Genomic DNA, 24,493 nt, shown 5'->3' on the forward strand with positions numbered 1-24,493 from the left:
CGACCATGAGCGACGTTCCCGCAGGGCTCGAAACCCTGGACTTTCTATTCTCCGGCGGCCGGCCGGCCGGCGCCTTTGCGCCGGTGCTGGTCGGCGTCGTCGGCTCCGGCAATCTCGAAGTCCTGCTCGAGCCGGCCGAGGGCAGCGACTGCGCGGTGCGCGTCGAGACTTCGGCGCGCGGCTTCGGGCCGATCTGGCAGGCCGTGATGGACGACTTCCACGCCCGCCATCCGCTGGCCGGCGTGCGCGTCTCGATCAACGACATGGGCGCCACGCCCGCGGTCGTGAGCCTGCGGCTCGACCAGGCGGTGGCCGAGATCACTGGAGGGCAGCCATGATCAGCTTTGCCGAATGCTCCGCGCGCGAGCGGCTGGCGCTGCTGCTCGACCCCGGCAGTTTCCACGAATGGCTGCCGCCTGCCGAGCGGGTCACCAGCCCGCACCTGGCGCAGCTCGGCGTTCCCTACGCCTTCGACGACGGCGTGGCGATCGGCCGTGCGACGCTCGACGGCCGCAGCGTCTTCGTCGCCGCGCAGGAGGGCGGCTTCATGGGGGGCGGCGTCGGCGAGGTGCACGGCGCCAAGCTGGTGGGCTTGATGCAGCGTGCCTTGCGCGACCGCCCGGCGGCCGTGCTGCTGCTGGCCGAATCGGGGGGCGTGCGCCTGCACGAGGCCAATGCGGGGCTGATCGCCGTGTCCGAAGTGATGCGGGCGCTTCTCGATGTGCGCGCGGCCGGCATCCCCGTGATCGTGCTGATCGGCGGCGCCAACGGCTGCTTCGGCGGCATGGGCATCGTGGCGCGTTGTGCCGATCACATCGTGATGAGCGACGTCGGGCGGCTTGCGATGTCGGGGCCGGAGGTGATCGAGTCTTCCCACGGGGTGGACGAATTCGATTCGCGCGACCGCGCGCTGGTGTGGCGAACCACCGGCGGCAAGCACCGCTGGCTGACCGGCGACTGCGACGCGCTGGTCGAAGACGACGTCGCGGACTTTCGCGCAGCGGCTGTCGCGGCGCTCGACGCCTCCAGGCCGCTGACGCTGGCGGCGCTGGAGGAAGAACACGCGCTGCTGAGTGCTCGCCTGCGCGCATTGCCTTCCGATACCGCGGGCCGCGACGAAGCCACCCTGCTCTGGAGCGCGCTCGGCATCGCCGATGCGCAACAGGTCCCTGACCTTCCGGTCGAAGCCGTGCGCGCGCTGCGCACCATCCGTTGAGGAGCGTTCAGATGCAGTGGAATTCCCTGGTGACGCAGCTCTTCGGCCCTTATCACGGCATGCGTGCCGACGGCGACTTCCTGCACGGCGAAGTGATGTTCGAAGGCGAGCCGCTCACGGTGATCGGCACCACCCACCATGCGCCGATCGGCGTGCGGCTCGCGCTCGCGCAGGCCCGCGCGGTGCTCGACACGGTGGCGCAGCATCCCGGCCGGCCCATCCTGTTGCTGATCGACACCCAGGGCCAGCAGTTGCGCCGGCGCGATGAACTGCTCGGCATCAACCGCGCAATGGCCCATCTGGGCGCAAGCATCGATCTGGCGCGGCGTCGCGGCCACCGCGTGATCGGCCTGGTGTACGACCAGGCGCTGTCCGGAGGGTTCATCACCTCGGGCCTGATCGCCGATGCCTGCTACGCCTTGCCGGACGCCGAGATTCGCGTGATGCGCATTCCCGCGATGGCGCGCGTGACCAAGCTGTCGGAGGACAAGCTCACGGCGCTGTCGCAATCCAATCCGGTGTTCGCGCCGGGCGTGCAGAACTACGTGGCCATGGGCGGCGTGCGCGCGCTGTGGCGCGGCGACCTGCAGGCTTGCCTTCGCGATGCGCTGGCCCACACGCCGACGGAAGACCGGCGCGCGCAGGACGGTGCCGAGCGGGGCGGGCGCCAGCTTGCCGCCGCCGTCGTGCAGCGCGTGCTGGACGCCGCCTGACCGCCGGAGGTGCGCCATGGTCTCCCTGCGCCGCCATCAACTCGTCCGGCTCTCCGAGGCCGGTTGGTCCGCCGTCCTGGTCCGGCCATGGGACCCGCAGGCGCGCGAATGCCTGATGCATTGGGCCATGCATCGACTGCCGCTGGTGGTGACGCGGCAACCGGTCGCAGCCCCTGCCGACGGATGGATCGCGCTGGGCCTGCCCTCGCCTGCGCGCTGGGACCGGCGCCGGCTGGCGCTGCAGGTGCCGCGCACCGCGCTGCTCTGCTTCGACGAGTTCCCGCGCCTGGCCCAGGTGCAGGGGCTGCTGCCGCGGGCGGCGCGAACCGCGGTGCGCGAGCTTCTCGGCGGACTCGACGCGTGCGGGGCGGCAGCTCGCGTCTTCGGCAGCTACGGGTGGCAGGCGATCAGCGGCCTGGACCACGTTCGGCCGGGCTCCGACCTCGATCTGTGGATCTCCGTCGATGACGCCTCCCATGCGGATGCCGTGACGCACGCCCTTCGGTCCTTCGGCGCAGCGCGGCCGAGGCTGGATGGCGAGCTCGTTTTCGACGGTGGCGCGGCGGTCGCGTGGCGCGAATGGGCCGCGTGGCGCGCCGGGCGCGCGCGGGCGGTGATGGTCAAGCGACTGAACGACGTGGCCCTGAAGCGCGATACGGCATGGTGCGAGCGTGCCGGGCTGGCGGAGCTGGTCCCATGAGGACCTCTGCGTTGCGTGAGCAGCGCCACCCGACGCTCACGCCATCGGCGCTCGGACGGGCCGCCACGCTGGCCCTGCACGACGAGCTGTCGCTGACGCCCAAGCCGGGCCTGGTGACACTGATCGACCGCGGCAGCCACGACGACATGGATGCGCACACCTTCATGCGCAGCCTGTTTTCGCTGCGCCGCTACTTTGCGCAGATCGCCGAGGCCGGCCTGGCGGGCGCGGAGTTCGACGTGCTGGAGCGCCTCGGGATCGCGGCGGAGGCACGCATGCTGGCCGCCACCGGCGGCATCAACACGCATCGCGGTGCGATCTTCATGCTCGGCCTGTTGTGCGCCGCAGCCGGTGCCGTGCTGCGAGAACGGGATGAAGCACCCCGCCCGGCCGATCTGCAGCGTGCGCTGCGCCTGCGGTGGGGCGATGCACTGGCCCGGCGAAGCCGGCGCACGTCGACCCTCCCCGGCGGCATCGCCGCTCGACGCCATGGACTTCGCAGTGCATCCGAAGAAGCGGCGCTGGTCTTTCCGGTGCTCTTCGATGCGGCGCTGCCCGCTCTGCGCGCCGCACTGGCGCGCGGTTTGACGCCGCAGCAGGCGCGTCTCGACACCCTGTTCCACATCATGGCGGTCCTGGAAGACAGCAACCTCGCGCATCGCGGCGGCCTTGCCGGGCTGCGCTTCGCGCAGCTCACGGCGCAGGCGTTCCTGCATCGAGGCGGTGTGGCGCGGCCCGGCGGGCTTCTGGAGGCACACGCCATTGCAGGCGAGTTCGTAGCACGACGCCTGTCGCCCGGAGGCGCGGCAGACACGCTGGCCGCAGCCTGCTGGATCACGCGGGTGTGTGGCGCTTCATGAGTTTCGCGCTGCTCTTTTCCGGCCAAGGCAACCAGCACCCGGCGATGCTGCCATGGCTTGCCGACGACGCCATCGTGAACGACATGCGCACGCGCCTGGGCGTCGAGGACTGGCGCGGTGCGCTGGCCGATGCCGGCTGGGCCGAACGCAACGACAACGCGCAGACCCTGCTGACCGGCCTGGCCTTGGCCGCCTGGCATCAGCTGGCGCCCCACGTTGCATCGCCGGCCGCCATCGCGGGCTACAGCGTCGGGGAACTGCCGGCCTTCAGCGCGGCGGGCGTGCTCGATCCCGCATCCACCATCGGACTCGCACGGCGGCGGGCCGAGGCGATGGACGAATGCGCGGCGCGGGCCCCCGGCGGATTGCTGGCCGTCACAGGTCTTTCCCGGCCCGGGCTCGAGCGGCTGCGGGCAGAAACGGGCCTCGCGCTCGCCATCCGCAACGGCGAGGAGAGCGTGATCCTGGGCGGGCCGATCGCTGCATTGGCCCAGGCGCAGCGCACGGCCGAGCTCGCAGGTGCGCAATGCACGCGATTGCGCGTGAACGTAGCCTCCCATACGCCGTGGATGCGCGAGGCCGCCGACGGCTTTTCGCGGACGCTCGAACACGTTCGGTTCGAGGCGCCTCGCGTGGTCTTGTTCAGCAATGCGGCGGACCGCATCCGGGCCGCCTCGTCCGCCCGGGTCGCGCTGGCCGCCCAGATCGCCACGACGGTTCGCTGGGACGAATGCATGGAAAACGTCATGGGACGGCAGGTCCGTTGCGTGCTGGAGATCGGCCCCGGCCAGGCATTGGCGCGCATGTGGAGCCAGCGCTATCCCGGTGTTCCCGCTCGCGCCTGCGATGACTTCCGCAGTGCTGCAGCAATTGCCGCCTGGCTGAACAGCCATGCGGACTGACGAATCGACGACGCTTCAGCACCCCGGGGCGGCTGACCAGGGGTGACTCATTCCGGTCCGCCGGACGAGTCCGTGCGTCGCGCGTCGCGTTGCCGCACCTTCCGGTCGGGACGGTAGGTCTCGCGGTGAGAGAAGTATTCGAGAACGAGCCCTGCCACCACAATGGCGGCGATGCAAAGAAGGATGAGGACGGGAGACATGGCGGGCATCGAGTAACCCGTTTGTTGTACATGCAGATGGTGTGGACGGCGTCGTCACATTAGGCGAGCGCGCGCATGATCGGCCCGTCGGATGCGACTTTTTTCACGGCTTCTGCGACCAATCTCGCGGGGCCGCCGGCAAGCCGCTGTGGATCTCGTCCGCCCGGCCCTTCGGGGCGCCGCGCATGTCGCCAATCTTCAAGACGTACGCTGCACGCCTGCCCACCATGGGAGCGCCCTTGAGACCCTCCATGCAGTCCCTCTCCTCCAGCCTCCGTGCCAAGGCCGGCGACGCTGCCGCGCCGTCTGCGCGGCAAGGCTACGTAGACGCCTTTCGAGGCCTCCTCATCGCCCACATGGCCCTGGACCACGCCTCGCTGATGTTCAACGCCGGGCGGGCCGGCGAGGAGCTCGCCGCGGGTGCGGCGCCCGCATCCGGCGACCTGCTGCAGTTCCTCACGCGCTTCACGGGGGTGCCGGTCGCACCGGCCTTCTTCTTCATGGCCGGCTTCATGGTGGCGCTGACCAGCGCCTCGCGCGAGCAGCGCGGGCTGCCGCATGCCGAGGTCACGCGGCGGCTGATCCTGCGCGGCCTGGTCCTGATCGCCGTGGACGCGCTCGTCATGGGCCTGCCGCGCGCCGCCATGGGCTTCTATTCGTTCGCCGTACTCAGTTCGATCGGCGCGGCCCTCATCATCCTCGCGCTCGTGCGCGACGCGCCCGGCAAGGTCCTGCTGGCCGCGGCGATTGCCGTGCTGGCGCTGCACCCGCTGCTCGAGGTGTCGGCGCTGCCGCTGCCCTTGCGGGCGGTGCTCTACGAGCCGGTCCGCAGCGGTGCGTTTCGATCGCTCTACCCGGTGATCCCCTGGGCCGCGATAGCCGTCGCGGGTTTCGTGGTCGGGCGCGACACGCTGCAGCGCCGTGAGCCGGCCAGGTTCTGGCTGGGGCTGGCCGGCACCTGCCTCGCGCTGTTCGTGGCCATCCGTCTGAACGGCGGCTACGGCAATGCCTACGCCTACACGGAGGTCGACAGCCTCGCGTTCTGGACTTTCGCCAAGTACCCGCCGGACCTGCCCTTTCTCGCCTGGTCATTCGCCGCGATCTTCGCGGGCCTGGCTGTGCTGTGGTGGGTCACACGCCGCCGCGTGCCCCTTTGGCTTCGTCCGTTCGTGGTCTTCGGCCGGGTGCCCTTCTTCTTCTACGTCGTTCACTTTTACGTTCTGGGCATCGCCGCAGCTGCCGTGCACACGAAGTGGGGATTGGCAGCCACCTATCTCATCTGGCTGTTGCTGTTGGTCCTCATGCGCTGGCCTTGTGCCTGGTACTACCGCATGAAGCGGGACCAGCCGAACTGGGTCACGCGCTACTTCTGATGCCTGGGCGGGCGGTTTACCCAACTTCGCTGCAGCCTCACGCGCGCTTTGCCTCCGGCTTGCAGGATCGGGGCTCCTGAACACGACGCCTCGAAGGCCTCGCCATGAGGAGCGCCGCCAAGCTGCTGCCGCGCTCGTCGAGCACTGATGGGCGTTGCCGCGCCGGTCCAGCCGCATGGAGCGCCTGCAGGCGTCGAGCCGCGCGTTAGGTCGCGCACTCTACTTTCCGCACACCCCGGCACGCAGAATGTTGCACTGCACCATGGATACGCTCTCAGACAGCCTTTTGCTGGGCCTCGACGACCTCGCGGCGGACGTCAGCCATGCGCGGCGCAGGGAAGACCTCGGGCGCCTCGCGCTCCTTTGCTATTGCGACCTGCGGCCTTGGGCGCGCTGTGCGAGAGAGGAGCGCCTGGCCGAACTCACCTGGGCATTGAGCACACGCCCCCCACCCGCAAGCCGGGCATTGTTTCTGCAGCGAATCGACGTCGTTTTCCAGGAGCTCGAAAACATCTGTCGCCGGTGCGGGCGCACAGCAACGGCCGACTTGCTTCTGGCCGCGCGACGCCGCTGACCGCGGCGCTCCACGCCTGCCCGCGTTCATCTGACGACTTTGGAATTCAGGTCAGACAACGCGCACGCGTGCGAGATCGAACGCCTGCGGCCGGATCACGAGAAATGCAAGCTTTCAGCGTAGGACCGAACCGCAAATTGCGACCTTCCTGTACGGCACGCCCTAGGATTGCGCTCAAGTCCACATGAGCACCCGAAGGAGTTCGGCCCATGCATCAGCACAGCGATGTCACCGCAACGGTACCCTCCGACCTCGATGCCTATGCATCGCGGTCTCGCGCCTCTGCCGGTGGGCCGACGCTCGCAGCCTCGCTCGCGAACTTCTTTCGCAGGAACGATCGCGCGAGCGCTTCTGCTTCATCGGCCGCTGCAGCCGAATTCGCAGCGCGCGAAGCGGAAGCGCGAGAGGCGGCCGTGCAGGCGACGCTGTTCAGGCATTGGAACGCGATCAAGGCCGAAGGCATTTCCGCATCCGAGCTGATCGCCTTCCTGCAGCCGATTGCCGATCTGGACGGGATCATGGTCTCGTACATCTCCGGCGACGAGGATGGCGACGAATGCCTGTACACCCCCGGCCGGAACGAGGCCGCGCTGAACGGCAAGGTGGAGGCTTTCTACCGATAGGTCGGGTGCTCGCGCCAGGCATCGCCGGGCCGCCGCCGGCCCCCTAGCAAAGCGGACAACGCCGCGCCCCCGAGCGCCGCGATCAAGACTGCACACATCGGCTGCCGGATCACATAGCCGCGCACCACATCCAGCGCGTGCTCCGCCTGTCCCTTGAGTCGTGCTGTACCCCGCGGCAGCGGGGCTGCGGGCAGTGTTTTCGATATCACCTGCGCGTCGTCGACCACGGCGCTGGCTTCATCCGCCACGGTCGGGGTCGGCTCGTAGGGGTCGTTTGGATTCATGTTCAAGATCCCTTCGTCGCTGGGCGATGCAATTTGTTGCGGAGAAGAAATCCTCTCAGACCTCGCGGCGCTTCTTGTCAGAACCGGACGATGCGCAGCGTAAGAGCGCGGTGCCGGTTCCGACTTCGGCCGCGACCGACAGCCGGGACGATTGCAGGTTAAAAATCGATGGAATGCATCACGCCCATTGCCCCTTGCAGCCTATCCCCGGTCTGGCCCCGATTACGCTGGCGCTCGCCGTGCTGGGCGGCTGTGCCTCTGCGCCAGCCACCGCGCCCTTGCAGCCATCGCCGCCGACCGCGAGTCGCCCGGCCACAACGCTCCCCGCGCCCGCGCCACCCGATGGGGACCTGCAAGCGGGATTCGCACAGTGGGTGGCGGACTTCCGCGCCAGCGCGCAAGCAAGAGGCATCAGCGAGGCAACGCTGCGCGGCGCCTTCGACCACATTCAGTACCTGCCCCGCGTGGTCGAACTGGACCGTGCGCAGCCCGAGCTCACGCGCACGGTCTGGGACTATCTCGAAAACGCCGTGACGCCCCAGCGCGTGGCGGCAGGCCAGGACAAGCTCCTGCAGTTCCGCAACGAAACCGAAGCGGCGGCGTCGCGCTATGGCGTGCCGCCCGGCATCCTGGTTGCGATCTGGGGCATGGAGAGCAACTACGGCAGCAACTACGGCAACACCGCGACCATCGACGCACTCGCGACGCTCGGCTTCGAGGGGCGCCGCGGCGACTGGGCGCGCGCCGAGCTGCTCGCGGCCCTGAAAATCCTCGACAACGGCGACATCGCGCGCGAACGCATGATCGGCTCCTGGGCGGGCGCCATGGGCCAGACCCAGTTCCTGCCGTCGAACTTCCTGGCCTATGCAGTCGATGCCGATGGCGACGGCCGGCGCGACATCTGGGGCAGCATGGCGGACGTCATGGCATCGACCGCGAACTTTCTCGCGCGCGCGGGCTGGCAAGCGGGCAAGCCCTGGGGCGTCGAGGTCCGGCTGCCGCCCGGCTTCGACGTCGGCCGCGCAGACACCGCCGTGCGCCAGTCCACCGCGCAATGGACCGCCGAGGGGCTGCGAGCGGTGGAGGATCGGCCACTGCCGGAATTCGACGACGGCACCCTCCTGCTGCCCGCAGGCGCGCGCGGGCCTGCCTTCCTGGTCGGGCCGAACTTCCGCGCCATCCTGCGCTACAACAACTCGACCAGCTACGCGCTGGCGGTGGGCCTGCTGGCGCAGCGCCTGAACGGCGGCTCCGGCGTGCAGGCGTCCTGGCCGCGCGATCTGGTTCCGCTCACGCGCAGCCAGTTGCTCGAACTCCAGACCGCGCTCAACCAGCGCGGCTTTGCCAGCGGAACGCCCGACGGTGTGATGGGCCCGGCCACGCGTGAGGGGTTGCGCCGCTATCAGCGCAGTGTCGGCCTGCCGGCGGACGGCTATCCGAACATGGAGCTGCTTCAGCGGCTGCAGCAGCCTTAGCAAGGCATGCTTGTCCGCCCGCTTTTCGCAGCGCGGCGAACGGCCGGCGGCGCTGGGAACAGGACGGTCCCCTGCTCCATCCAATGGACACGGGCTGCTGAATCGACATCCGCTGCGGGTGTCATGCAGCCCGGTGTCCGCCGAGGAGCTGCGCATGATCACGTCCCGTCGTCGAACGCCCGTCGCCATCGCGGCTGCTGCCGTGCTGACCGTCGCATGCGGCGGTGGTGGTGGAGGTGGCGCTGGAATTGGAGCTGGAATTGGAGCGGGCGCAAGCGGCCCGCCCGCCGACCAGGCCGCACTGGTCGCAGAAGGCCGGAAGATCTTCCGCTTCGACACCTTCGGCGACGAAGCCCATTGGACCGATACGCTGCGCATGCATGAGGTCATCAGCACCGCGGTCGCTCCCGTGACCGCGCTGGCCGTCGGGCTGAAGGTCGATGCCGAGGCGCTGCCGGCTGCAGTGGCCAAGGGCATCAAGGAAGGAAGCGTCGACCTGACGAGCCCCGACACGACGGTCGCCCTGCTCAAGCTGGACGCTGTCGTCGGCCTCAAGGGCACGGTCCAGACGGTCAATGGCAAGGACGCCTTGACCCGCGTCGGCGTCACCTGCGCCCTGTGCCACTCGAGCGTCGACAACTCTTTTGCGCCGGGCATCGGCAGGCGGCTCGATGGCTGGCCCAATCGCGACCTGAACGTGGGCGCCATCATCGCGCTGTCCCCGGCCGTGGACGCCGCCAAGAAGGCGGTCTATCTCTCCTGGGGCAAAGGCAAGTACGACCCGCGCTTCAACATCGACGGCCTCAACAAGCCGGTGGTCATCCCGCCGGCCTACGGGCTGCAAGGCATTCACAGCATCACCTTCACCGGCGACGGCACCGAGATTTCCTACTGGAACCGCTACGTGGCTGTGACTCAGATGGGCGGCCGAGGGAGTTTCTCGGAGCCGCGCCTGAACCTGAACATCACCAACGGCACCGAAGACCTGGTCACGAGCAAGTTGCCCGCGTTGCAGGCGTACCAACTGTCGCTGCAGGCCCCCGGTGCGCCGGCAGGCAGTTTCGATGCTGCGGCAGCCGCGCGCGGAAAGGTGGTCTTCGATGGCGCGGGAAAGTGCGTGACTTGCCACAGCGGCGCGCTCCTGACGGATGCCAACGCCACGCTGCATCCGCCCAGCGATTCGATGGCGGAGCCGGAGACGCCGAGCTACGCCTTTCGTTCTGCGACCAGGATGTACCGCACTTCACCACTGAAAGGCGCCTGGCAGCATCCGCCGTACTTCCATGACGGATCGGCCGCCACGCTCGAAGACGTTGCAGCCACCTACAACATCCGCCGATCGCTCGGCCTCACCGCGCAGGAGATTGCAGATCTGGCCCAGTACCTGAAGGCCCAGTAGATCCCGGTAGACGCCCTCTCAGCGCAGCGCCTGCCTCGCAGCGGCGATGAACGGCTCGATGAACGGACTGTCCACGTCATGGCGCCTGGAGACCGCCACATCGAAGCCCTCGCTGACGCCCGCCAGCCTGCGCACCACGACGCCCCGGGGCAGGCCCGCAGCAGCGCACGCGGGGACCACGGCACAGCCCTCCCCGGCGAGCACGAGCGCGAGCGCAGCGTGCACGGTCTCCACCCGCTCGACCACCTGCACCGTGACCTGGTGCCGCCGAAACAGGGCGGCCACCATCGAGGCATCCACGTCCTCCCTGAGCGAAGGCAGCGCAATCATCTTCTGGCCCTGAAGCCGTTCCATCGGGACCGAGGCGAGGCGGGCCAGCGGCGAGCTTGACGGCATGGCGAGGCGCAGCGGCTGCGTGCCGACGATGGTGTTGGCCACTTCCGCGCGCTGGATCGCCGGCATGCACAGGCCGACGGTCACCTTGTGCTGCAGCACATGCGCTTCACAGGTGGCGGCACTCATCTCGACGAATTGCAGTTCGACGTCCGGCAGGTTGCGATGCAGAAGCGGGACGAGCTTGGGCAGGATGGCGTAGCCCAGGGAGAACATGTAGCCCACCGCCAGCCGGCCGCGCCGTCCGGACCCGACCGCACGAGCGGCCTCGAAGCCTTCGTGCGCCAGGGCCAGGGCTTCACGCGCGCGCGCAAAAAGGGCACTGCCCGCGTCGGTGAGCCGCATCCCCGTCGATTCGCGCAGGAACAGCGGCGTCCCGACCTGGGCCTCGAGGTTGCGAATCTGGACGGACAAGGGCGGCTGCGCCATGTGCAGCCGCTGGGCGGCCTTGCCGACGCTGCGGGCCTCCGCCACGGCGACGAAGTAACGCAAGCTCTTGAGATCCATGCTCATACGATTCCGATATGTGCGGATTGTGAACGAGTATTGGACCGGCGAGCAGGTCGTTGGCACTCTTGATCCTGTCGCCGGCTGAAGTGGCCGGCATGTGACAGAGGAATGCCGGATGACCGAGGAACTTTGCTTCTGGACTGCCGTGCGGCTGCGCGAAGCCATCGCGCGCCGTGAAGTCTCGCCCGTGGAAGTGACCCGGGCGGTGCTGGAGCGCGCCGTGCGCCTGCAGCCGAAGCTCAACTGCTTCATCACGCTCTGCGCGGACGAGGCCATGCGCGAGGCCAAGGCCGCGGAGCAGGCCGTCGTGCGAGGCGAAGCCACGGGGCTGCTGCACGGCATTCCCTATGCCTGCAAGGACCTGGTCAACACTCAGGGCGTGAAGACCACCTTCGGCTCGCTGCTGTTCGCCGACAACGTGCCGGCCGAGGACGCGGCAGCCGTCGCCCGCCTGCGCCGGCAGGGAGCCATCCTCATCGGGAAGACCACGACGTCGGAGTTCGGCTCCAAGTGCCTGACCGATGCGCCCTTGTTCGGACGCACGCGCAACGCCTGGCATCCGGATCGCACCAGCGGCGGCTCGAGCGGCGGCGCAGCCGTGGCGGTTGCGGCAGGGCTCGCACCGATCGGCATCGCCACCGATGGCGGAGGCTCCACGCGGATCCCGGCGGCCTGCAACGGCGTGGTGGGGCTGAAGCAGTCGATCGGCCTGGTGCCGCATTCGCAGGCGGAAGACGTCATCGGCAATCTCACCTACGTCACGCCCATCTCGCGCACGGTCGCCGACACCGCGCTCATGCTCCAGGCGATGGCGGGCGAGGATGCCTGCGACCCCTGGTCCGCCGGGGCCCGGCCCGCGGACTACCTGCAAGCCGTGCAATCGGCGCGGACCCTGCGCGGCAAGCGCATCCTCTTCGCGGACATGCCGTCCGGCAGGCCGATCGCTGCCGACGTTGCGTCCTGCTTCGAGTCTGCCCTCGGACTGCTGCGGGACCTGGGCGCGGAGCTGGCCGAGATGCCGCCGGCCTCGGACTTCGACATCGAGCCGCTGTGGCGCACCATCAATCACACGGTATGGAAGGCACGCTTCGGCAAGATGGCCGAGGAGCAGCCGGATCGGATGAGCCCCTCGCTGCTGCAGCAGCTCGCGCTCGCGAACGACTACACCGCCGTGGACTACCAGCAAGCGAACTTCGCTCGCACCCGGCTCTTCCGGCACGTGCAGGCGCTGCTGCAGGACCACGATTTCATCGTGGTCCCCACGCTCGCGCGCACCGCCCTGCCGATCGAGCAGGACCTGTTCGGCAAGCTCGAGATCGACGGGCGGCTCTTCGATGAGGTGCGCTCCAACTGGTTCCCCTGGACCATGCCCTTCAATCTGACGGGCCACCCCGCGATCACCATCCCCTGCGGCTTCGCGCGCGACGGACTTCCGATCGGGCTGCAGCTGGTGGGGCGCCTGCGCCAGGAGTCGGACCTGCTTGCCGCGGCGGCAGTGTTCGAAGCGGCCAGCAATCTTTTGGGCCGTTGGCCGGATCTAGAGGTGCAGTGATGAATGTGTTGCAGTATTTCCGTTCTTCCTTGTGGATCGCAGCCCTCGCGGCGCTTGCGGTCGGCTCGACTTCGGCGCACGCGCAATCGCAAGCGCCGGCCGCAGGCGCCCCTCCGCTGCGCCTCGTCGTCGGTTTTCCGCCCGGCGGCGCGCTGGACACGCTGGCGCGGGCGCTCGCCGAGCAGCTGCGCACCGGCGGCGAGGAACAGGTGATCGTGGACAACCGGCCCGGCGCGGGCTCGCGGATCTCCATCGAGTTCGTAAAGCGGGCCGCGCCCGATGGCAGGACCGTGCTCCTGTCTTCCAACGCGCCGCTGGTCATCTTCCCGATGACCTACAAGCAGCTCGCCTATGACCTCGACCGCGACTTCATCCCCGTTGCCCATCTCGTCGAGGTCCCCACGGTGATTTCCGCCGGCTCGGATCGGCCCTACAAGACCTTGCAGGACTACCTCGGCTGGGTGCGCGCCAACCCGTCGCAGGCGAGCGTGGGGCTCACCAACCTGGGCGGGACACTGCACTTCGCCGTGCTCGGCATGGGCAAGACCGTGGGCGTTCCGCTGACGCCCGTGGCCTACAAGGGGGGCGCGCCGCTGGTGGCGGACCTGGTCGGGGGGCACGTTCCCCTGAGCGCGGATGCCCTGGCGAGCCAGCTGGAACTGCATCGCGGCGGCAAGGTGCGCATCCTGGCCGTCTCCGGCACGCGCCGCAACGCGATCCTGCCCGATGTTCCGACCGCGCGCGAGGCGGGCATCGAGGCCTTCGACCATGCCAACGCCTCCTACAGCGCCTTCGTTCCTGCAGGCACGCCTGCGGCGGTGGTGCAGCGCCTGGAGCGCGCCTTCGTGGCCGCCATGCAGCAGCCGCAGGTCAGAAGCGCGATGACGCGCGCAGGCCTGGAGCCCACGGGCCTGCCCGGCGCCGCGCTGAAACGCATGCTGAGCGATGAGCGCGACTTCTGGCGGCCCCTGGTGAAGGCCTCGGGATTCCGCAGCGAGGAGTGACGCCGCCGCACGCCTTTTCAATCGAAGGAGATCTCCATGCGCAATGCGATCAGGAAGACTTCTGCATGCACGCATCGTCGTGCAGCCGTCCGGGCCGTGGCCCTGCTCCTCGCGGCTTGTGTGGTGCCGCTGGGACAGGCCGCCGCCGCGGCCTACCCCGAGCGTCCGGTGACGATCGTCTCGGCATTTCCCGCCGGCGGCATCGTGGACGTCATTGCGCGCCGGCTCGCGCAGCACTTCTCCGAGCGCTTCAAGCAGAGCTTCATCGTCGACAACCGCTCGGGTGCTGCCGGCAGCATCGGCTATTCGGCCGTGGCGCGCGCGGTTCCCGACGGGTACACGCTGGTCGTCGCCAGCGGCCCCACCACGATGGCGCCCCCCGGCGCGGCGGCCCCTTCCTGGCAGCCGCAGACCGCGTTCAGCGCGATTGGGATGATCGGCACCATTCCCCAGGCGATCATCGTGAGCAACGGCGTGCCGGTCCGCTCGCTGCCCGATCTCGTCGGCCACGCCAAGGCGCGACCGGGCCAGGTCAACTACGGCTCTGCGGGCGCAGGCACGACGCCCTTCTTCACGATGGAACTGCTCAAGAGCCAGCAGAAGATCGATCTCACGCACGTGCCTTATCGCGGCCAGCCAGAGGTGATGACCGACCTGATGCGGGGCGAGATCGGCGTCACCGCGATGACCGTGCCGCTGGTCGTCCAGCAGGTTCAATCGGGCAGGATCAAGGCGATCGCCGTGACGTCGAGCACACGGGTCGCGTCGCTGCCGGACGTGCCCACGGTCGCCGAACAGGGTATGCCCGAGCTGGCCATCTCCAACTGGTTTGCCCTGATGGCGCCAGCCAGGCTGCCGCCGGAGGTGACGGCGACGCTCGCCCGTGCGCTGACGGAGGCACTCGCGGCGCCCGATGTCCAGGCCAGCCTCAAGGACCTGGGGCTGCTCATCCAACCCGCACCGCCGACCGAGACGCAAGCTTTCGTCCAGGCCGACCTCACACGCTGGATCGCCATGTCGCGATCGCTCGGCACCGACAGCCCCAACACCAAGGAGACATCGAAGTGAACAACGATATCGCGCAACTTTCGTCGCGTGCCAGGCCCGAAGGCATGGATGCCGCCGAGTGGCGCTTGCGCTGCGACCTCGCGGCCTGCTACCAGCTGACGGATCTGCACGGCATGTCGGACCTGGCATCGACCCACATCTCCGTGATGCTGCCGGGGCCCGAACATCACTTCCTCGTCAATCCGCTGGGCACTCTTTTCGACGAGATGACGGCCTCCGCCCTGATCAAGGTCGACCTCGACGGTCGCGTGGTGCAAGGGGACCCGTCGCTGCTCAACCCCGCGGGCTTCATCATCCACAGCGCCATCCACATGGCGCAGACTCAGCTCGTGTGCGTCATGCACAGCCACACCCGTGCGAACAACGCGATCGCGATGCAGGCCCTGGGCCTGCGGCCCCTGAGCCAGAAGGCCTGCGTCATGCTGGACTTCCTGGGCTACCACGACTACGAGGGCACGGCGCTCGACGAAGACGAACGCGAGCGACTCGTGCGCGACCTCGGTCCCGAAGGGCGTGTCCTGGTCCTGCGCAACCACGGCGCCCTGACGGTGGGACGCAGCGTCGCGGAGGCCTTCTGCTGGATGCTGCGACTGGAGACGGCGTGCCAGTTCCAGATCGACGGACAAGCCGGCGGCGTGCCGTTGCACGAATTGTCCGAGGCCACCATCCGGCACACCCGCGCCCAGGGCCGCAAGATGCTGGGCCCCGGCGGCTTCATGGAGGTCGGCAAGCTGGAGTGGCCGGGACTGCTGCGCAAGCTGGAGCGCGAGCGCGGGAGCTCCTACCGGACGTGAGCACGGGCCGGGCCCGCCCGAAGCCCGGCATCATCGCAATCTCCTGCGCCGCCAGGGCGGCGGCGCAAGAGATTGGCGCAGCATCGCCAGAAAGGCCGTTGCCCGCGCACTTCGCCCGAAGCGGGTGCCCAGCATGGCGACCACGTCGGCCGCAGGAACCTCCCAGCTCGTAAGCAACCGCTTGAGCCGACCGGCCGCCAGATCGGCCGCGACGTTCCACTCCGATCGGATCGCGACGCCCTGCCCTGCCAACGCCCACTCGAACACCACCGCGCCGTCGTTGCTGCACATGGTGGGCCGGATTCTGATGGTCTCCGGCTCGCGCGAAGCGTGCACGAAGCGCCACAGCGTGACGTCCTCGTCGTTCTCTCTCAGCACCAGGCATCGATGCCGCAGCAAGTCGGAAGGCGACTGAATCGGCGCAGCGCTGGCGAGATAGTCCGGGCTGGCGCAGAGGATGCGCCGGTTCGGTGCCAGCGTCGTGACGATCTGGTTCTGGGCAGCAGGCGGGCCGATATGGACGATGACGTCGCTGCTCTCGACCAGGTGCGCGCCGGGATGGTCGGCGAGGTCCAGGGTGACCGTCACGCCAGGATGCGCTTTCGCAAACGCATCGACCACGGGCGCGACATGCAGCCGGCCGAAGCCATGCGGGGCGGCGATGCGCAGATGGCCGCTGACGGACTTCTTGCGATTGGCCAACGCCTCGGACAGTGCCTCCATCGCATCGGCCACGATGGTCCCGTGCGATGCGACCAGATCGCCTTCGTCGGTCAGGACCATCCGGCGGCCGGACCGGTCGATCAGCCGGATGCCGATCCGTGCTTCCAACGCTTGCAGGCGCTGGGTGACCGCCGGCGGCGTGACATCCATCTTGCGGGCAGCTTCGGCGAGCGAGGCGGACTGCGCCAGCACGTTGAAGAAGCGCAGATCCTCGGAGCTGATCATTTAGTGCAGCCTTAACTCGCTATGCAGGTTCGATAAATTGTAGGTTCAATCGATCGAGTGCAACATCCGGTCATCCCATCGAGGTCGGTGCCGGTCCGCATCCAGCAGGCCGCATCGGACCAGACAACTTGGAGCACGACATTGGGCCAGTCCATCGCCATGAAGCAGGCGCAAGCCGAACGGATCGCAACGACCCTGGAGGACCTGGCGACGCCTTGCCTCCTCCTCGACACCGAGCGGATGGAGCGGAACATCGCGCGCCTGAAAGCCAGGCTGGACGGCCAGGGCGTGACGCTGCGTCCCCACCTCAAGACGTCCAAGTCGGTGGAGGTCGCCCGGCGCGTCATGACGTCGCCGTCGGGTCCGGCGACCGTTTCGACCTTGCTCGAAGCCGAACAGTTCGCGGCGGCCGGCGTGCGGGACATCGTCTACGCCGTCGGCATTGCGCCATCGAAGCTGCCCCAGGTGCTGGCGCTGCGCGCCGGGGGCGCCGACGTCACCGTGGTGCTGGACACCGTGGAGCAGGCGCAAGCCGTCGCCCAGGCCTCGCGCGGGGCCGGCACGTGCATTCCGGCGCTCATCGAGATCGACTGCGACGGCCATCGCTCCGGCGTGCTGCCGACCGACCGGCAACTGCTGCTGGACATCGGCCGCGCCCTCGAAGACGGCGCCCGACTGCGTGGCGTGATGACGCACGCCGGCGACAGCTATTCGGCCCGCGGGGCCGAGGCCTTGCGTGAATGTGCCGAGGCGGAGCGCCGCAGCGTGGTCGATGCCGCCGCCATCCTGCGCGAGGCGGGCTTGCCCTGCCCGGTGGTCAGCGTCGGCTCCACACCGACCGCGCACAACGCCACCGACTTCACCGGCGTCACCGAAGTGCGTGCCGGCGTGTTCGTGTTCTTCGATCTCGTGATGGCCGGCATCGGTGTCTGCCAGATCGACGACATCGCGCTGTCGGTGCTGGCGACGGTGATCGGCCACCAGCGCAGCAAGGGATGGATCGTGGTCGACGCCGGCTGGATGGCGCTGTCGCAGGACCGCGGCACCCGCAGGCAGGCAATCGACCAAGGCTATGGGCTGGTGTGCAACGCCGCCGGCGTGCCGTATCCGGACCTGATCGTCGCCGATGCCAACCAGGAGCACGGCATCATCACGGTGCGTCCCGGCTCGGCGGGCAAGCTGCCCGATCTGGCGATCGGCGATCGTGTGCGGATCCTGCCGAACCACGCCTGCGCCACAGGCGCCCAGCATCGGGCCTATCACGTCGTTCGCGGCGCATCCGATCGGGTCGAAGCCGAGTGGTCGCGTTTCGGGGGGTGGCGATGAGCGGCGAGCAGATCGCGACCGGCAGCCCGACGCACCGGACGGCGACCCCGGCACGCCACGCCACGCAGGCCGTGGTCTCGGGCGACCACGATGCGGTGCTGCTTCCGTTCGCCACGGAACATCTGGAAAGCGCACTGCAGCTTTCGCAGGAGATGTCCTGGCCCTACCGGCTCGAGGACTGGGCCTTCGCCCTCGAGCTCGGCCAGGGTTTCGTGCTGCGCAACGGCGCCGGTACAGTGATCGCGACCGCGGCCTGGTGGGACTACGGCGGGACCCAGGCTTCGATGGGGATGATCATCGTTGCCAAGGCTGCCCAGGGCCGTGGCCACGGTGCCCGGCTGATGGATGCGCTGCTGGCAGCGGCGCACCCGCGGAGCATCACGCTGAACTCGACGGCCGAAGGTCTGGCGCTTTACGAAAAGCGCGGCTTTGTGCGCATCGGCGTCATCCAGCAGCATCAAGGCGTTCCCCACGAGCGCCACCAGGCGCCACCGGCCAGTCTGGTCAGGACAATGACGCCGGCGGATGTCGAGGCGATCGCGGATCTGGACCGGCAGGCCACGTGCTTTGCCCGGCGGCAGATGCTGGATCGGCTCCTCCAGGCCGGTGAGGGCCACGTGCTCGTGCGTGACGGCGAGCCGCGCGGCTACGCCATTTCGCGCCTGTTCGGCCGCGGGCACGTCATCGGTCCCGTGGTCGCCGAAAGTGCGGCCGATGCGCGCGCCTTGATCGAAGCTGCGCTCGCGCGACTCGGCCAGGTTTTCGTGCGCGTCGACACCGCTGCCACCACCCAGCTCGGGGACTGGCTCGACAGCATCGGCCTGCGCCAGGTCGGCGACGCCACCACCATGGTCAAGGGGCCGCATGTCCCGCCGGCGGGGCCGGCACGCATGTTCGCGCTGGCCAACCAGTCGTTCAACTAGGAGACATCACGATGCTGCGCACGAAGACGCGGGAAACGCAGGAGGCGCCACGATGAAGCTGGCGCGCCGAACTGAATCCTGGAAAGACTTCGACTGGCCGGCCATCCCGGGCCATGTCGGACCCCCGTGGTTCCTGCCGCTGGTAGGGGCCTGCCAACGGCTCGAGGACAAGCTCGCCTGAAGCCGATCTCGCCACCCATCGAGGAGTCAACCATGAACGAGCACACGAATCTCAAGGGCCTGATCGGGGCCGAGGAAAGCACGCGCCTGATGGGCCAGCTGCAGCGCGGTGCCAACCGGCGCGACGTGCTGGCGATGCTGATGGCCGGCGGCATGCAGGCCGCGCTGGCGGGCAGCGTCGCGACGCTGGCCGGCACGGCACACGCGCAGACGCCGCGCAAGGGCGGTCGCATTCGGGTGGCGGGTACCTCCTCGGGCGTGAACGACACGCTCGATCCCGCCAGGCAGGCCAACGGTACCGACTACGCCCGCGGCTTCATGTTTTACAACGGGCTGACCTCGCTGGACGGCAGCCTGGCGGCGCAGCCGTCGCTGGCCGAGGAGTTCAGCACCAAGGACGCCAAGACCTGGGTGTTCAAGCTGCGCAAGGGCGTGAGCTTCCACGACGGCAAGCCGCTGACGCCGGCCGACGTGGTGTTCTCGATGATGCGGCACAAGGACCCGGCGACCGCATCCAAGGCCAAAGTCCTGGCCGACCAGATCGAGCAGGTGACGGCCACCGGCCCCAACGAGGTGACCTTCCGCCTGACCTCGCCCAACGCAGACCTGCCCGTGATCCTGGGTACCTACCACTTCCACATCGTCAAGGAAGGCACGACCGACTTCAGTGCCGGCATCGGCACCGGCCCCTACAAGGTCAAGGAGTTCAAGCCCGGGGTGCGCTCCATCGCCGTGCGCAATGAGAACTACTGGAAGCCGAACCGGCCGTATCTGGACGAGGTCGAGTTCCTGGCCATCACCGATGAGTCGGCACGCGTCAACGCGCTGCTGGGGGGCCAGCTGGACTTGATCAGCGCGGTCGACCCGCGCTCGGTCGAACGCGTGAAGGCCACCGGCCAGCACGCGATCTTCGAGTCCAAGGCGGTCTCGTACACGGACCTGGTCATGCGCTTCGATCGCAGCCCCGGCTCCAACCCTGATTTCGTGCTGGCCATGAAGCACCTGTTCAATCGCGAGCAGATGCTCAAGACCATCTCCCAGGGCTATGGCGTAGTCGCCAACGACCAGCCCATCGGCCCGCACAGCCGCTTCCACTTCAAGGGCCTGGCGCAGCGTCCGTACGATCCCGAGAAGGCCAAGTGGCACCTTCAAAGGGCCAACCTGGGCAGCACCGCCGTCCCGGTGGTGGTCTCGCCCGCCGCGGTCAACTCGGTGGAGATGGCCCTGGTGCTGCAGCAGGCGGCCCAGCAGATCGGGCTGAACCTGGAGGTCAAGCGCATGCCTGCCGACGGGTACTGGTCGACGCACTGGATGAAGCACCCCGTGGGCTTCGGCAACGTCAACACGCGCCCCAGCGCCGACCTGGCGTTGACCTTGTTCTTCAAGTCCGATGCACCCTGGAACGAAGCGGGCTGGAAGAACGAGAAGTTCGACCAGCTGCTGGTGGCCGCGCGCGGCGAAACCGACGCGGTCAAGCGCGCCCAGATGTATGCGGACATGCAGGTGATGATCCACAACGAAGGCGGCATCGGGATCCCGATGTTCACCTCCAGCATCGATGGGCACGTCAGCAAGCTCAAGGGCCTGTCGCAAATACCGCTCGGCGGAATGATGGGCTCCAGCTTCGCCGAACACGTCTGGCTGGAAGCATGACCTCACCGGTTCGCATTTTCTCAATCAGGGATTCCCGGCCACCTCAGCTTTGCACATCAACACTCTCTGGAACACGACCATGACCTTCCGCCCCAAGTACATCACCTTCGATTGCTACGGCACGCTGACCTACTTTCCCATGCATCAAGTGGCGCATGACATCTACGAGGGCCAGCTGCCGCCCGAGCAGATGCACCTCTTCATCAAGAACTTCTCCGACTACCGCTTCGACGAAGTGCTGGCCGACTGGAAGCCCTACAAGCAGGTGATCCAGTCGTCCCTCCAGCGCGCCTGCAAGCGCCACGGCCTCACGTTCAAGGACGAGCACGCGCAAAGGATCTATGACGCCATCCCGACCTGGGGCCCGCACGCGGACGTGCCGCATGCGCTGACTCGCGTGGGCAAGAAGATCCCGCTGGTGATTTTGTCCAATGCGATGAACGAACATATCCAGTCCAACGTGGACAAGCTCCAAGCACCGTTCCATAAGATCTACACCGCACAGGACGCCGGCGCATACAAGCCCCGCTTGGCTGCGTACGAGTACATGCTGGACCAGCTCGGCTGTGCGCCGGACGAGATCCTGCACGTGTCGGCCAACCCGCGCTACGACATCTTCTCGGCCGACGACATGGGCATCAAGAACAAGGTGTTCGTCAATCGCGGCCACGAACCGCGGCCCAACGAAGCCTACAGCTTCGCGGAGATCCGCGACATCAACGGCCTGCCCGCGCTGGTCGGCTTGTGAAACGGGGGCGAGGCACCGTTGACAGCTCGATTCGAGATGGATCTGCCACCGGGCCGTTCCCCAATGGCATCAAGATGAAGATCGAACCATTCTGGGCCGATACCGAGGTGGCCGGCAATGCAGTCGAAGTGGCCCACTATCCGCGTCTCAGCAAGATCTGCGTCGAATCCGTGGGGCCGGCCCGGCCGGCCCGCAACGTAGTTCGGGCGCCGGCGGTGCATCACGGCCATCTCATCGAAATCGACGCCGTCGCCATGCGACGCCAGGGAGATGCTTCATGAAACTCGCCTCGTACTGGCACGACACCGCGCCACGCTTCGACGCAGCGGTGCAAGGACCTCCGGGCGGTCGTGCGGACGTCGTCGTAGTGGGCGGCGGGTTCACCGGCCTTTCCGCCGCTCTGGCGTTGGCAAATAAGGGCGCGCAAGTGGTGCTGCTGGAGGCCGAGCGTGTCGGAAACGCTGCCTCGGGCCGCAACGGCGGGCATGTCAACAACGGCTTTGCCCAGGACTACGCCGCCATGTGTGCGCGGCTGGGCACCGAACGGGCAAACCTGCTGTACCGCAGCTTCGACGCCGGCGTGGACACGGTCGAGCGGATCATCGGCGAGGAAGGAATCGATTGCGACTTCCGCCGCACCGGCAAGCTCAAGCTCGCGGCCAAGCCCGCTCACTACGACAAGCTGGCGCGCTCGCAGGAACTGCTGGCGCGTGAGGTCGACCCGGACACCCACATGGTGTCGAAATCCGCGTTGTCCGAAGAATTGGGGTCGGACGCCTACTACGGCGGGCTGGTGTTCGGCAAGAGTGCGGGCATGCACATGGGCAAGTTTGTCCAGGGGCTGGCGAGCGCCGCAGCGCGCAAAGGCGTGCGCATCCACGAGAACACGCCCTTGACCGCACTGCGCCGGACCTCAGAGGGTCACGAGGTGGAAACGCCCGGCGCGCGCGTGCAGGCGCGCCAAGTCCTGCTTGCCACCGGCACATCGGCGGTGGGCCCCCTCGCCTGGTTCCGTCGGCGCATCGTTCCGGTGGGTGCTTACATCATCGTCACGGAGCAACTGCCACAGGACGTGCTGGATCGGATCCTGCCGCGACGCCGCAATGCAACGAACACCCGCAATCTCGTGAACTTCTTCCGCGTCACGCCGGACAACAGGCTCCTTTTCGGCGGTCGCGCGCGCTTCGCCGCCCCGGGCCCGGAATCGGACAAGAAAAGTGGTGAGATCCTGCGCCGCGACATGGTCGCCACCTTCCCCTATCTCTCGAACGTGCGCATCGATTACTGCTGGGGCGGCCTGGTCGACATGACCCGCGACCGCTTACCTCGGGCCGGCGAGCGTGATGGCGTCTACTACTCCATGGGCTACAGCGGCCATGGAACGCAGATGTCCACCTACATGGGCACTGTGATGGCAGAAGTGATGGACGGAAACCACGGGCGCAATCCGTGGAAGGACTTCGATTGGCCCGCAATCCCCGGGCATTTCGGCAAGCCGTGGTTTCTTCCTGCCGTGGGTGCGTACTACAGGCTGATGGACGTCTTGCGGTAAGTATCGGTGCCCGGCGCGAACGCACTGGTGTCGCCCGTAGTAGGCCGTTGCCAGTGCTTTCGTCTTGATGGCCTGCTCGTGAATGCTTCGGCTGGCCTAGCCCACTAGAAATCGGCCACCTTGCCCCACGCCGACTTGTCGAACCGGCCTGGACTGAAAGGCGCGGGATCGAAGATCGGGCTTGCGCCGGTGACGAGGTCGGCAATCAGGTGGCCGGCGCCCGGACCGATGCCGAAGCCGTGCCCGGAAAAGCCCGCGGCCAGGATGAACCCGGGCACCTGCGGCACTTCTCCGACTCCGGGGATGCCGTCGGGCGTGCTGTCGATGTAACCCGCCCAAGTGCCGGCGATAGGCGCCTTGCCGAGTGCAGGCAACAGGTCGACGGCACGCCGGTGGGTCTCGCGCACGCCCGCCGGATCAGGCCTGGGATCGAGGATGCGCGCCCGTTCCATGGGCGTGGGCGCGTCCAGCTTCCATCGCGCGCGGGTTTCATGGCCCCAGCGGATGCCTTCCAGGCCGCCGGGAAACACATTGCGCCAGCGCTTGGCGAACATGGGCACGAACTGCGGCGCGAAGCGCATCAGCTGCGGCGTCGGATCCACGCGCCCCCGGCCGCTGATCGCCAGTATGTGGCTGCCGTCGGGGCGCCGCGTCACCGCGACACCCGGGCCCGCCAGGGCATCCGGCAGGCGCTCTTCCAGCGGGGACACGCGCACGATGGATTGGCGCACAGTGGCGAGCGGAAAGCGCACGCCGAGCTGGTGGCAGAACGAGGACGCCCACGCACCGCCTGCGAGAACGGCCGCGCGGGTCTTGATGGTCCCCGCTTCGGTGACCACGCCGCTGACGCGGCCGGCCTCGAGCTCGATGCCCCGCGCTGCGCAGTTCTGGTGGACGCTGCCGCCCAGCTTCATCAGCGCAGCTGCCACGGCGGGCGCCGCCCTGGCGGGATCGGCCGTGCCGTCGCTGGGCGAAAACACGCCGCCCTTCCATGCGCGGCCGGTCGCCTGACCGCGCTGCGAGGCCTGCCGGCCGCTCAGCATGTGGGTGGTCACGCCCGCCGTCTTTGCGAAATCGCGCCAGCGGGCCCAGCGGGCCAATTCGGATTCGTCATTGCTGAGATACAACAACCCGCAGCGGGAGAAGCCCGTGTCTTCGCCGGTGTCGGCGGCAAACTGCTCCCACAGCTCGAGGCTCCTGGTCGCCATCGGCAGTTCGCGCGCGTCGCGATTCTGCTGGCGGCACCAGCCCCAGTTGCGGCTCGATTGCTCGGCGCCGATGCGGCCCTTCTCAACCACGGCGACCGAAAGCCCGCGCCGGGCCAGGTAGTACGCCGTAAACATGCCGATGATCCCGCCGCCGATCACGACGACGTCGGCATGGGCGGGCGGGTTGGGCGAAGTCTCGACAAGGCGCAGTGGCTGTGACATGGCTGGAGCCCGATCGTCGTTCAAAGACGGCACGGTCTGGACTGCGGAGAACCTGGCGGCGCGCTCGCTGCTCTCCCAGCCGATCGGCGCGCC

At 68.2% G+C, this 24,493-nt stretch carries 26 protein-coding genes; 22 read left to right on the forward strand and 4 right to left on the reverse strand.

The window, feature by feature from the left end; translation table 11 throughout:
• Positions 1-5 precede the first annotated feature (5 nt).
• The 9 genes from mdcC to AC3A6Y_RS21985 all read left to right on the forward strand — a co-directional run bounded on the left by mdcC (position 6) and on the right by AC3A6Y_RS21985 (position 7,161).
• Entirely contained in the window at positions 6-338 is a 333-nt protein-coding gene (gene mdcC / locus AC3A6Y_RS21945; RefSeq protein WP_487870335.1) for a malonate decarboxylase acyl carrier protein, read from the forward strand.
• Positions 335-1,216: a biotin-independent malonate decarboxylase subunit beta gene (locus AC3A6Y_RS21950; RefSeq protein ID WP_487870336.1), complete on the forward strand. Its 882-nt coding sequence runs from the start codon at positions 335-337 to the stop codon at positions 1,214-1,216. The genes mdcC and AC3A6Y_RS21950 overlap by 4 nt, the downstream gene beginning before the upstream one ends.
• Positions 1,217-1,227: 11 nt before the next feature.
• Complete coding sequence (gene mdcE, locus AC3A6Y_RS21955; RefSeq protein WP_487870337.1) at positions 1,228-1,929, forward strand: biotin-independent malonate decarboxylase subunit gamma; 702 nt, start codon at positions 1,228-1,230, stop codon at positions 1,927-1,929.
• A gap of 16 nt (positions 1,930-1,945) precedes the next feature.
• A complete protein-coding gene (mdcG, locus tag AC3A6Y_RS21960) occupies positions 1,946-2,629 on the forward strand; it encodes a malonate decarboxylase holo-[acyl-carrier-protein] synthase (RefSeq protein ID WP_487870338.1) in 684 nt (227 codons plus the stop codon).
• On the forward strand, positions 2,626-3,489 hold the full coding sequence (gene mdcB, locus AC3A6Y_RS21965; RefSeq protein WP_487870339.1) for a triphosphoribosyl-dephospho-CoA synthase MdcB: 864 nt from the start codon (positions 2,626-2,628) through the stop codon (positions 3,487-3,489). The genes mdcG and mdcB overlap by 4 nt, the downstream gene beginning before the upstream one ends.
• The gene (locus AC3A6Y_RS21970; RefSeq protein WP_487870340.1) at positions 3,486-4,391 is read left to right on the forward strand and encodes an ACP S-malonyltransferase; all 906 of its coding nucleotides are present in this window, start codon (positions 3,486-3,488) and stop codon (positions 4,389-4,391) included. Before mdcB ends, AC3A6Y_RS21970 begins: the two co-directional genes overlap by 4 nt.
• A 451-nt stretch (positions 4,392-4,842) precedes the next feature.
• A complete protein-coding gene (locus AC3A6Y_RS21975) occupies positions 4,843-5,964 on the forward strand; it encodes a heparan-alpha-glucosaminide N-acetyltransferase domain-containing protein (protein WP_487870341.1) in 1,122 nt (373 codons plus the stop codon).
• 262 nt (positions 5,965-6,226) lie between these two features.
• A complete protein-coding gene (locus AC3A6Y_RS21980) occupies positions 6,227-6,538 on the forward strand; it encodes a hypothetical protein (protein WP_487870342.1) in 312 nt (103 codons plus the stop codon).
• 209 nt (positions 6,539-6,747) lie between these two features.
• Complete coding sequence (locus AC3A6Y_RS21985; RefSeq protein WP_487870343.1) at positions 6,748-7,161, forward strand: hypothetical protein; 414 nt, start codon at positions 6,748-6,750, stop codon at positions 7,159-7,161.
• Here AC3A6Y_RS21985 and AC3A6Y_RS21990 read toward each other — a convergent pair.
• Positions 7,152-7,445: a hypothetical protein gene (locus tag AC3A6Y_RS21990; RefSeq protein WP_487870344.1), complete on the reverse strand. Its 294-nt coding sequence runs from the start codon at positions 7,443-7,445 to the stop codon at positions 7,152-7,154. The genes AC3A6Y_RS21985 and AC3A6Y_RS21990 overlap by 10 nt on opposite strands.
• A gap of 173 nt (positions 7,446-7,618) precedes the next feature.
• Here AC3A6Y_RS21990 and AC3A6Y_RS21995 point away from each other — a divergent pair, with 173 nt between their 5' ends.
• Both AC3A6Y_RS21995 and AC3A6Y_RS22000 read left to right on the forward strand, forming a co-directional pair.
• Positions 7,619-8,920, forward strand: coding sequence for a lytic murein transglycosylase (locus tag AC3A6Y_RS21995; RefSeq protein WP_487870345.1), 1,302 nt, complete (start codon positions 7,619-7,621; stop codon positions 8,918-8,920).
• A gap of 154 nt (positions 8,921-9,074) precedes the next feature.
• Entirely contained in the window at positions 9,075-10,319 is a 1,245-nt protein-coding gene (locus tag AC3A6Y_RS22000; RefSeq protein WP_487870346.1) for a c-type cytochrome, read from the forward strand.
• A gap of 18 nt (positions 10,320-10,337) precedes the next feature.
• Here the strand turns inward: AC3A6Y_RS22000 and AC3A6Y_RS22005 are convergent, their stop codons facing one another.
• Positions 10,338-11,219 carry a LysR family transcriptional regulator gene (locus tag AC3A6Y_RS22005; protein WP_487870347.1) on the reverse strand — a complete coding sequence of 294 codons (882 nt, stop codon included), beginning with the start codon at positions 11,217-11,219 and terminating at the stop codon, positions 10,338-10,340.
• 118 nt (positions 11,220-11,337) lie between these two features.
• Between AC3A6Y_RS22005 and AC3A6Y_RS22010 the strand changes: the two genes are divergently transcribed.
• The 4 genes from AC3A6Y_RS22010 to AC3A6Y_RS22025 are packed head-to-tail and all read left to right on the forward strand — an operon-like array spanning position 11,338 to position 15,640.
• Entirely contained in the window at positions 11,338-12,774 is a 1,437-nt protein-coding gene (locus AC3A6Y_RS22010; protein WP_487870348.1) for an amidase, read from the forward strand.
• Positions 12,774-13,778, forward strand: a complete 1,005-nt coding sequence (locus AC3A6Y_RS22015; protein WP_487870349.1) for a tripartite tricarboxylate transporter substrate-binding protein — start codon at positions 12,774-12,776, stop codon at positions 13,776-13,778. The genes AC3A6Y_RS22010 and AC3A6Y_RS22015 overlap by 1 nt, the downstream gene beginning before the upstream one ends.
• Positions 13,779-13,814: 36 nt before the next feature.
• Positions 13,815-14,846, forward strand: coding sequence for a Bug family tripartite tricarboxylate transporter substrate binding protein (locus AC3A6Y_RS22020; RefSeq protein ID WP_487870350.1), 1,032 nt, complete (start codon positions 13,815-13,817; stop codon positions 14,844-14,846).
• Entirely contained in the window at positions 14,843-15,640 is a 798-nt protein-coding gene (locus tag AC3A6Y_RS22025) for a class II aldolase/adducin family protein (RefSeq protein WP_487870351.1), read from the forward strand. The genes AC3A6Y_RS22020 and AC3A6Y_RS22025 overlap by 4 nt, the downstream gene beginning before the upstream one ends.
• A gap of 30 nt (positions 15,641-15,670) precedes the next feature.
• Here AC3A6Y_RS22025 and AC3A6Y_RS22030 read toward each other — a convergent pair whose 3' ends face one another.
• Positions 15,671-16,588 (reverse strand): LysR family transcriptional regulator, encoded by a 918-nt coding sequence (locus tag AC3A6Y_RS22030; protein WP_487870352.1) that lies wholly within the window; start codon positions 16,586-16,588, stop codon positions 15,671-15,673.
• Positions 16,589-16,747: 159 nt separating this feature from the next.
• Here AC3A6Y_RS22030 and AC3A6Y_RS22035 point away from each other — a divergent pair, with 159 nt between their 5' ends.
• The 7 genes from AC3A6Y_RS22035 to AC3A6Y_RS22065 all read left to right on the forward strand — a co-directional run bounded on the left by AC3A6Y_RS22035 (position 16,748) and on the right by AC3A6Y_RS22065 (position 22,970).
• On the forward strand, positions 16,748-17,914 hold the full coding sequence (locus AC3A6Y_RS22035; protein WP_487870517.1) for a DSD1 family PLP-dependent enzyme: 1,167 nt from the start codon (positions 16,748-16,750) through the stop codon (positions 17,912-17,914).
• Positions 17,911-18,837 carry a GNAT family N-acetyltransferase gene (locus AC3A6Y_RS22040; protein WP_487870353.1) on the forward strand — a complete coding sequence of 309 codons (927 nt, stop codon included), beginning with the start codon at positions 17,911-17,913 and terminating at the stop codon, positions 18,835-18,837. The genes AC3A6Y_RS22035 and AC3A6Y_RS22040 overlap by 4 nt, the downstream gene beginning before the upstream one ends.
• Positions 18,838-18,889: 52 nt before the next feature.
• Positions 18,890-19,018, forward strand: a complete 129-nt coding sequence (locus tag AC3A6Y_RS22045; protein WP_487870527.1) for a hypothetical protein — start codon at positions 18,890-18,892, stop codon at positions 19,016-19,018.
• A gap of 32 nt (positions 19,019-19,050) precedes the next feature.
• The gene (locus tag AC3A6Y_RS22050; protein ID WP_487870354.1) at positions 19,051-20,670 is read left to right on the forward strand and encodes an ABC transporter substrate-binding protein; all 1,620 of its coding nucleotides are present in this window, start codon (positions 19,051-19,053) and stop codon (positions 20,668-20,670) included.
• Positions 20,671-20,749: 79 nt separating this feature from the next.
• Complete coding sequence (locus AC3A6Y_RS22055; RefSeq protein WP_487870355.1) at positions 20,750-21,418, forward strand: haloacid dehalogenase type II; 669 nt, start codon at positions 20,750-20,752, stop codon at positions 21,416-21,418.
• 74 nt (positions 21,419-21,492) lie between these two features.
• The gene (locus tag AC3A6Y_RS22060) at positions 21,493-21,699 is read left to right on the forward strand and encodes a hypothetical protein (protein ID WP_487870356.1); all 207 of its coding nucleotides are present in this window, start codon (positions 21,493-21,495) and stop codon (positions 21,697-21,699) included.
• Positions 21,696-22,970, forward strand: a complete 1,275-nt coding sequence (locus AC3A6Y_RS22065) for an NAD(P)/FAD-dependent oxidoreductase (protein ID WP_487870357.1) — start codon at positions 21,696-21,698, stop codon at positions 22,968-22,970. The genes AC3A6Y_RS22060 and AC3A6Y_RS22065 overlap by 4 nt, the downstream gene beginning before the upstream one ends.
• 104 nt (positions 22,971-23,074) lie before the next feature.
• Here AC3A6Y_RS22065 and AC3A6Y_RS22070 read toward each other — a convergent pair whose 3' ends face one another.
• Positions 23,075-24,400 (reverse strand): NAD(P)/FAD-dependent oxidoreductase, encoded by a 1,326-nt coding sequence (locus AC3A6Y_RS22070; RefSeq protein ID WP_487870518.1) that lies wholly within the window; start codon positions 24,398-24,400, stop codon positions 23,075-23,077.
• Positions 24,401-24,493: the final 93 nt, after the last annotated feature.

The sequence above is a fragment of the Variovorax sp. Soil_C_17 genome, assembly GCF_057657265.1.

Bases quoted from the DNA above. Each gene is read 5' to 3' on its own strand.
- mdcC (WP_487870335.1), top strand. From the start codon at position 6: ATGAGCGACGTTCCCGCAGGGCTCGAAACCCTGGACTTTCTATTCTCC.
- AC3A6Y_RS21950 (WP_487870336.1), top strand. From the start codon at position 335: ATGATCAGCTTTGCCGAATGCTCCGCGCGCGAGCGGCTGGCGCTGCTG.
- mdcE (WP_487870337.1), top strand. From the start codon at position 1,228: ATGCAGTGGAATTCCCTGGTGACGCAGCTCTTCGGCCCTTATCACGGC.
- mdcG (WP_487870338.1), top strand. From the start codon at position 1,946: ATGGTCTCCCTGCGCCGCCATCAACTCGTCCGGCTCTCCGAGGCCGGT.
- mdcB (WP_487870339.1), top strand. From the start codon at position 2,626: ATGAGGACCTCTGCGTTGCGTGAGCAGCGCCACCCGACGCTCACGCCA.
- AC3A6Y_RS21970 (WP_487870340.1), top strand. From the start codon at position 3,486: ATGAGTTTCGCGCTGCTCTTTTCCGGCCAAGGCAACCAGCACCCGGCG.
- AC3A6Y_RS21975 (WP_487870341.1), top strand. From the start codon at position 4,843: ATGCAGTCCCTCTCCTCCAGCCTCCGTGCCAAGGCCGGCGACGCTGCC.
- AC3A6Y_RS21980 (WP_487870342.1), top strand. From the start codon at position 6,227: ATGGATACGCTCTCAGACAGCCTTTTGCTGGGCCTCGACGACCTCGCG.
- AC3A6Y_RS21985 (WP_487870343.1), top strand. From the start codon at position 6,748: ATGCATCAGCACAGCGATGTCACCGCAACGGTACCCTCCGACCTCGAT.
- AC3A6Y_RS21990 (WP_487870344.1), bottom strand. From the start codon at position 7,445: ATGAATCCAAACGACCCCTACGAGCCGACCCCGACCGTGGCGGATGAA.
- AC3A6Y_RS21995 (WP_487870345.1), top strand. From the start codon at position 7,619: ATGCATCACGCCCATTGCCCCTTGCAGCCTATCCCCGGTCTGGCCCCG.
- AC3A6Y_RS22000 (WP_487870346.1), top strand. From the start codon at position 9,075: ATGATCACGTCCCGTCGTCGAACGCCCGTCGCCATCGCGGCTGCTGCC.
- AC3A6Y_RS22005 (WP_487870347.1), bottom strand. From the start codon at position 11,219: ATGGATCTCAAGAGCTTGCGTTACTTCGTCGCCGTGGCGGAGGCCCGC.
- AC3A6Y_RS22010 (WP_487870348.1), top strand. From the start codon at position 11,338: ATGACCGAGGAACTTTGCTTCTGGACTGCCGTGCGGCTGCGCGAAGCC.
- AC3A6Y_RS22015 (WP_487870349.1), top strand. From the start codon at position 12,774: ATGAATGTGTTGCAGTATTTCCGTTCTTCCTTGTGGATCGCAGCCCTC.
- AC3A6Y_RS22020 (WP_487870350.1), top strand. From the start codon at position 13,815: ATGCGCAATGCGATCAGGAAGACTTCTGCATGCACGCATCGTCGTGCA.
- AC3A6Y_RS22030 (WP_487870352.1), bottom strand. From the start codon at position 16,588: ATGATCAGCTCCGAGGATCTGCGCTTCTTCAACGTGCTGGCGCAGTCC.
- AC3A6Y_RS22035 (WP_487870517.1), top strand. From the start codon at position 16,748: ATGAAGCAGGCGCAAGCCGAACGGATCGCAACGACCCTGGAGGACCTG.
- AC3A6Y_RS22040 (WP_487870353.1), top strand. From the start codon at position 17,911: ATGAGCGGCGAGCAGATCGCGACCGGCAGCCCGACGCACCGGACGGCG.
- AC3A6Y_RS22045 (WP_487870527.1), top strand. From the start codon at position 18,890: ATGAAGCTGGCGCGCCGAACTGAATCCTGGAAAGACTTCGACTGGCCG.
- AC3A6Y_RS22050 (WP_487870354.1), top strand. From the start codon at position 19,051: ATGAACGAGCACACGAATCTCAAGGGCCTGATCGGGGCCGAGGAAAGC.
- AC3A6Y_RS22055 (WP_487870355.1), top strand. From the start codon at position 20,750: ATGACCTTCCGCCCCAAGTACATCACCTTCGATTGCTACGGCACGCTG.
- AC3A6Y_RS22060 (WP_487870356.1), top strand. From the start codon at position 21,493: ATGAAGATCGAACCATTCTGGGCCGATACCGAGGTGGCCGGCAATGCA.
- AC3A6Y_RS22065 (WP_487870357.1), top strand. From the start codon at position 21,696: ATGAAACTCGCCTCGTACTGGCACGACACCGCGCCACGCTTCGACGCA.
- AC3A6Y_RS22070 (WP_487870518.1), bottom strand. From the start codon at position 24,400: ATGTCACAGCCACTGCGCCTTGTCGAGACTTCGCCCAACCCGCCCGCC.